Genomic DNA, 5,980 nt, shown 5'->3' on the forward strand with positions numbered 1-5,980 from the left:
ATGAGATCGACGACCTGCGCGTCAATCTGCGCGAAGCCGCGGACGGCTTCCGTCCGGCCCTCGACGCGGACGAATTGGCCCAGGCCGGACGCCGCAGGCAGCGCCGCAACCGGATCATCGGGGGCGTCGCGGGCGCCGCGGCGCTGCTCGTGGTGGCCGGCGTCGGCATCCCAGCGGCGCTGAGCCTGCGTCCGGGCATTCCCGCCTCCCCGGCCGGCGGGCCGTCCGAGGCGCCGGTGCCCGGCCCGAGCGAGGAGGTGCAGTCGGTCGCGCCGCTGCCGAGCGCGGACACCTCGGACTGGCTGACCTTCTCGTCCCCGGAGTACCCGGTCACCTTCCTGTACCCGCCGGATTGGACGGTGGACGACGACCTCGGCGGCGACGGCAGCGACCTCGGCAAGCTGGACGGCTGCGACATCGTCAACTGTGTGCTCTTCGTCAACCCGCCGGATGCGAAGGCCGCGGCTCCGCTGGAACTGATCCGCGGCGGGTTCGACTCTGGCGACTCGATCGGCGGCGGCGTCACAGGCAAGACCGAGCAGATCGCCTCGATTCCGGACCTGCTGGTGTGGGGCGCCGACGATGCGACCCGGGCGCCGGCGGTCCTCCTGACCACTCCGAACCGAGCCGGTGAGCCCGCGGATTACCTGCTGGGCGCCAGCCAGCCGGAACTCACCCATCAGGTGGCGGTGGGTGACTCCTCCCCGGCAGGTCATCCGGAGTCGCGTTTCCTGTTCACCACGAACATCGGCAATATCGGCGGCAAGTACGACGAGGAGGGACGCCTGCAGGTGCTGACCATCCTCGGCAGCACCCGTCCAAACCCCGACTTCGACCCCACCCAGCCGGTCGAGGACGAGGCGGGGGACGAAGTGATCGAGGTCTTCGACACGATGAAAGCACCCGACCTGACGGTCTCCAGCGAGTCGTGGAAGTCGCTCGACGTGAAAGCCGCCAACCTGAGCGTCCGGGTGCCGCCGAAGTGGAAGGTCATCGACGACGGCGAGGGCGTGATCTGGATCAAGGCCCCTAGCGGCTACATCGTCGACCTGCTCACCAACGGCGGGCAGGAGGCCTGTTCCGCGGGTCCGCTCCCAGGGTCGGAGGCATTGGGTGTCGTGGACGGGCTGGAGGCCGCAGCCCCGGGCCTCACTGGAACCCCCGAGATTCGATGGGTGAACGACGGTCAGTACCCGGTCTGGATCGGCCTCACCCTGGAGCGAGCCGACAAGGCCTGCTTCGAGCGGGACCTGGATTTCGGCGGCAAGCACCCGGTGTACCTCGGCTCGGCCGACAACGGCGCCAATCCCACCCCCAAGGAGCTCGATCAGGCCGTGGCGATCCTGGCCAGTGCGCGGCGGCTCAGCTGAGCCGGCTCAGCCCGGATACGCCGATGGCGGCCACGCAGCAGGCGGAAAACGGTAGCTGGCCTAGTGCGCGCCGGATTCCGATAGCGCGCGACCGGTCGAGCCGCGTGGAATGAGTTCCACCGCGAGGACGGTGGGGGTCTGCTGCTGGGCCAGATGCAACGCGACCGCGGCAGCCCCCAGTTCCGAGCCGGAGGCCGCGATCCCGGTCAGCCGTGGCCAGACCGCGTCCCCGACGATGGTGCCGCCGAAGCCGACCACCGACAGATCGCCGGGAATCGACAGTCCGAGTTCGGCGGCGGCCCGGAAGGCGCCGGCGGCCAGGACGTCGTCCGCGCAGATCAGTGCCGTCGGAGGCCGGCCACTGCTGAGGAGGCGGCGGGTGGCGAGCGCTGCCGCGTCCAGGTTCAGCGGAGCGGACGCCTCCGGCCCGGCGGCGTCCGGGGCGATGGACTCCATGGCGGCCAGCCAGGCGGCATGCCGGTGGCGGAAGGTCCACCGGTCGATGGCGGCGCCGAGGTAGCCGATGCGGCGGTGGCCGAGACCGGTCAGGTGGGTCACCGCCTGGTTCATGCCCAGCGCGCTGTCGAAGACCACGCTGCCGAACCCGTCCTGTTCGGATTCGATCAGCGTGACCTGCCCGGGCCGGGCGGCCGTGCGCGGCGGCGGCCCGATGCTGAACAGCAGCAACCCGTCCACCAGTCCCGCGTCCAGGGCCTGATAGGGCAGGAAGGTCTCGCCGTCGAAGTCGGCCTCCATCAGGACGATCGAACGTCCTTGCGCCCGCGCCTCGCGCTGGGCGCCGCGGCTGACGCCGCCGAAGTAGGGGTTCTCGAAGTCGGTGACGACCAGCCCGAGCGCGTCGGTCCGGCCCGATCGCAGCGACCGTCCGGAGGCGTGCGGCTGGTAGCCGAGGGTGCGGGCGGCCTCACGGATCCGCTCCTCGATCTCCGGGGAGACCCTTCCGGAGGCCTTGCCGGCGAACACCCGGGAGACCGACGCCTGGTTCACGCCGGCCAGGCGGGCGACATCCGCTCCGGTCGGCCTGCGGCCCGATGGCTCCATGGCCTTGACTCTAGGGCATCGGCATTCGTATGCTCTACCCGAAGGCATACGAATGCCTACCGATGAAGGGATGACCATGCACTACCTCCTCGACGGAGATCCGGGCCACGACGACATGCTCACGATCTTCCTCGCCGCCAAGCATCTGGACGTCGTCGGGATCACGACGGTGAGCGGCAACCAGTCGCTGGAGAAGACCACCCTCAACGCTCGCAAGTGCGTGGAGCTCGCCGGCCTGACCGACATCCCGATCGCGAAGGGCCTGCCCCGTCCGCTGCTCAACGAGCCCCGCTACGCCCCGGAGATCCACGGCCAGACCGGCCTGGACGGGGTGGCGCTGCCCGAGCCGACCGTTGCGTTGTCGCCGCTGCACGCGGTGGACTTCATCATCGAGGCGAGCCACCGCTACGACGACCTGTGGCTGGTTCCCACCGGTCCGCTGACCAATATCGCGGCGGCGCTGATCAAGGATCCGACCCTGGCCGAGCGCATCAAGGGCATCTCGCTGATGGGCGGCTCGATGACCTACGGCGGCTCGACCGCCGCGGCGGAGTTCAACATCTACGTCGATCCGGAGGCGGCGGACGTGGTCTTCCGCTCGGGGGTGCCGCTGAAGATGTTCGGCCTCAATGTCACCCGGATGGCCTCGGCGACGGTGGCCCGGCTGGACCGGATCCGCGCGATCGGCACCCCGTTCGCCCGGACGGTCGCCGACCTGGTGGAGTTCTACCGCGCCTCGCTGCACAAGGTGTACGGCCTGGAGGGCGCATCGATCCACGATCCGCTCGCGGTGGCGATCTTCATCAAGCCGGAGCTGTTCACCATGCAGGCCATGAACGTCCAGATCGAACTCAACGGCACGCACACCCGCGGCATGACGGTCTGCGACTACCGTTACGTCGGCAACGAGGGCAAGGGCATCTACGGTGAGGAGGGGATCATCCGCGGCGCCGAGCCGAACTGCGAGGTCGCGGTGGACATGGACGTCGACGGGTTCTTCGACCTGCTCACCGACACCCTGGCCCTGTACCGGTAGCGAGGACGGAGGAACGAGATGGCCACCCTCGAACTGAGCCTGAACGAGCAGCAGCTCGCGTTGGTCGACGCGCACGTCCGGGCGAACGGGCTGCCCGACCGCGCCGCCCTGGTCTCCCGGGCGCTGGACGAGTCGCGCCCCGTCCCGCACTCCGGGCTTGACCCGGAGCGGCGCCGCAACCCCGCCGCCAAGCGGGAGCGGAAGGTGCTGGCCGAGCACGTCCTCGAACCGGGGACGGGCAAGGCCGTGGTCGTGCGCGCCGGCGACCTGCTGCGGGTCGAGCAGCTCCGCGGCGGCCAGTGCGGGGACTTCAACATCTTCAGTCTGGAGAACCACCACGAGCATCTTCATGTCGGACGCACCCGCAGTCTGCATGGGAAGAGCCCGGCCCGGGGCGACCTGGTGTGGTCGCGGGCGCCGTGGGAGCGTCCGCTGATGGCGATTCTGGAGGACACCGGGCAGACCGACACCCTGGTGCCGTACTGCAGCGCGCTGCTGTACTGGCGGCTGTTCGGGCAGCGGCAGCACACCAACTGCCAGCAGATCCAGATCGAGGCGCAGCGCGAGTACGGGCTGCCGCCGTACGCGGTGCACGAGTCGCTCACCTCTTCATGTACGTGGATCAGGACGAGGACGGCGTCCCGGTGATCCGGCCGAACCCTGCGGGCCCCGGCGACTTCATCGAGCTGCTGGCCTACCGGGACGTGCTCGCCGTGGTCAACGTCTGCGGCGACGACCTGGGCGTCACGAGCAACTTCGAACTCCGCGACCTGCGGATCGTGGTGCTCGAGGGGACGGACGAGGATCGGGCGCTCGGCGAGACCTTCCAGCGGCAGGACCATCCGACCGGACTGCTCCCGCACCCCTACGACATTCCGGCCGCGCCACTGGTCGCCGATCCGGGTTACGTGCCGGCGTTCCCGCACGCTCCGGTCGTGCGGCACCCGGTCGCGGTGACGCTGAGCGAGGCGGAGCAGACCCGGCTCGAAGCCCTCGCCAAGCGAGAGCTGTACGGCGACGACCTCGCCGCGTCCCTGCGGGACATCACCCTGACCTGGGTGACCCATCAGCCCAGAGTCGAGCAGGAGGACGATCGTCCGGCCATTCCTGAGGAGCAACGATGAATGAGTACCAGCGGCAGACCCTGGAGCTGTATCGGAGCCTGTACGGCCTGGCCGAGCAGGATCTCTACCGTGACCCGGAGCGATCCGAGGCCGAGGTGGTTCTCGCCGCCGTGGCCGACTATCACACGGATCGGCCGCACGCCTTCGACATCGACCCGGGTGCGTCCGCCCTGGTCGTGATCGACATGCAGGCGGGGTTCGTCCGGCGAAGCAGCCCGCAGTGGATCCCGCAGGCCGAGCGGATCGTCCCTCGCCTGGACGAGGTCGCCGAGGCGGCCCGGCAGCGCGGAATCCCGGTGGTGTTCACCTCGGCACAGTTCCTGGACCCGTCGCCGACAGACGCCCTGCGGATGACCGCCGCCATCGCCGAGGGCAATCTCGGCGCCGGCACCGAGCAGCTCGAGATCCTGCCGGAACTGTGGCGCGAGGGCGACCTTCTGATCGGGACCAAGCACACCTACGACGCCTTCTGGCAGACCGATCTGGATTACATCCTGCGCGGCCTTCGGAAGGACACGCTGGTGATCGCGGGCACGCTGACCAACTTCTGCTGCGAGGCGACCGCGCGGGCCGGCTTCGACCGGGGCTATCACGTCGTGCTGTGCTCGGATCTCTGCGCGAGCGACAACCCGTGGACGCACGACGCCACGCTCCAGACGATGCGGCGCGGCTACGGACGGGTGGTCGACAGCAGCGCGGTGCTCGACGCCTGGCAGGCCTGATCGTCCGCTGGTCGTCTGGGCTAGTCCGCGAGGGTCTCGACCGCGGCTTGGGCCAGCGCTTCCGCGACCTGCTGTCGGAAGGCGGGTGACTTCATCAACTTCAGATCCTTGCTGTGGCGCATGTTGCCGGCCTCGAGCATGATGCCCGGGGTCTGCTTCAGCAGGTTCAGGGTGGCGATGTCGGAGCGCGGGCTCAGGGCGGCGCCCTTGCCGATGTAGGTCGAGCGCGGCATCGTGGTCAGTTCTTGGAGGGCGGAGCGGGCGTTGAGGGCCAGCGTCCGCGACTGCTTCTCCAGCTTCGAGCCGCCGGCCATGGTGGTCGAGATGATGACGTGGAAGCCGCGATCCTTCTTGCCGTAGCTGCCATCGGCGTGGATCGAGATCATCAGATCGGCCTCGGCGTCGTTGGCGACCTGGGCGCGCTTGTTCACGCACGGGCCCAGCCCGGAGTCGTTCTCCCTGGTCAGCAGCACCTTCGCACCGAGCTTCTCGAGTTCGGCCTTGAGCAGCTTCGCCTGCGCCCAGTTGTAGGCGTGCTCACTGAGCCCCTTCCCCGAGGTGCCGGAGGAGTTGCAGGCCTTCTTCTTGCCGTTGCCCGCAGGCACCTTCTTGGTGTTGAAGGACTTGCGGTACTTCCCGTTGTGCCCCGGATCGACCACGATCACC

The 5,980-nt window shown here is 69.2% G+C and carries 7 protein-coding genes; 5 read left to right on the forward strand and 2 right to left on the reverse strand.

Annotated features, from left to right (window positions below; genetic code table 11):
- On the forward strand, positions 1–1,370 hold a 1,370-nt coding region (locus Q0066_RS14785), incomplete at its 5' end, for a hypothetical protein (RefSeq protein ID WP_298134253.1).
- Between the two features lie 60 nt (positions 1,371–1,430).
- Here Q0066_RS14785 and Q0066_RS14790 read toward each other — a convergent pair.
- Positions 1,431–2,432, reverse strand: coding sequence for a LacI family DNA-binding transcriptional regulator (locus tag Q0066_RS14790; protein WP_298134256.1), 1,002 nt, complete (start codon positions 2,430–2,432; stop codon positions 1,431–1,433).
- Positions 2,433–2,508: 76 nt separating this feature from the next.
- Between Q0066_RS14790 and Q0066_RS14795 the strand changes: the two genes are divergently transcribed.
- The 4 genes from Q0066_RS14795 to Q0066_RS14810 are packed head-to-tail and all read left to right on the forward strand — an operon-like array spanning position 2,509 to position 5,314.
- Entirely contained in the window at positions 2,509–3,468 is a 960-nt protein-coding gene (locus tag Q0066_RS14795; protein WP_298134258.1) for a nucleoside hydrolase, read from the forward strand.
- Positions 3,469–3,486: 18 nt separating this feature from the next.
- Complete coding sequence (locus Q0066_RS14800; protein WP_298134261.1) at positions 3,487–4,116, forward strand: urea carboxylase-associated family protein; 630 nt, start codon at positions 3,487–3,489, stop codon at positions 4,114–4,116.
- The gene (locus Q0066_RS14805) at positions 4,080–4,592 is read left to right on the forward strand and encodes a hypothetical protein (protein WP_298134264.1); all 513 of its coding nucleotides are present in this window, start codon (positions 4,080–4,082) and stop codon (positions 4,590–4,592) included. The genes Q0066_RS14800 and Q0066_RS14805 overlap by 37 nt, the downstream gene beginning before the upstream one ends.
- Positions 4,589–5,314, forward strand: coding sequence for an isochorismatase family cysteine hydrolase (locus Q0066_RS14810; protein WP_298134267.1), 726 nt, complete (start codon positions 4,589–4,591; stop codon positions 5,312–5,314). Before Q0066_RS14805 ends, Q0066_RS14810 begins: the two co-directional genes overlap by 4 nt.
- Positions 5,315–5,334: 20 nt before the next feature.
- Here the strand turns inward: Q0066_RS14810 and Q0066_RS14815 are convergent.
- On the reverse strand, positions 5,335–5,980 hold a 646-nt coding region (locus Q0066_RS14815; protein ID WP_298134270.1), incomplete at its 5' end, for an N-acetylmuramoyl-L-alanine amidase.

This window comes from Micropruina sp., from assembly GCF_027492755.1.
Classification (GTDB): domain Bacteria; phylum Actinomycetota; class Actinomycetes; order Propionibacteriales; family Propionibacteriaceae; genus Micropruina.

Excerpts from the sequence above, each read along its gene's own strand:
- Q0066_RS14790 (WP_298134256.1), bottom strand. The coding sequence starts at position 2,432 with ATGGAGCCATCGGGCCGCAGGCCGACCGGAGCGGATGTCGCCCGCCTG.
- Q0066_RS14795 (WP_298134258.1), top strand. The coding sequence starts at position 2,509 with ATGCACTACCTCCTCGACGGAGATCCGGGCCACGACGACATGCTCACG.
- Q0066_RS14800 (WP_298134261.1), top strand. The coding sequence starts at position 3,487 with ATGGCCACCCTCGAACTGAGCCTGAACGAGCAGCAGCTCGCGTTGGTC.
- Q0066_RS14805 (WP_298134264.1), top strand. The coding sequence starts at position 4,080 with ATGTACGTGGATCAGGACGAGGACGGCGTCCCGGTGATCCGGCCGAAC.
- Q0066_RS14810 (WP_298134267.1), top strand. The coding sequence starts at position 4,589 with ATGAATGAGTACCAGCGGCAGACCCTGGAGCTGTATCGGAGCCTGTAC.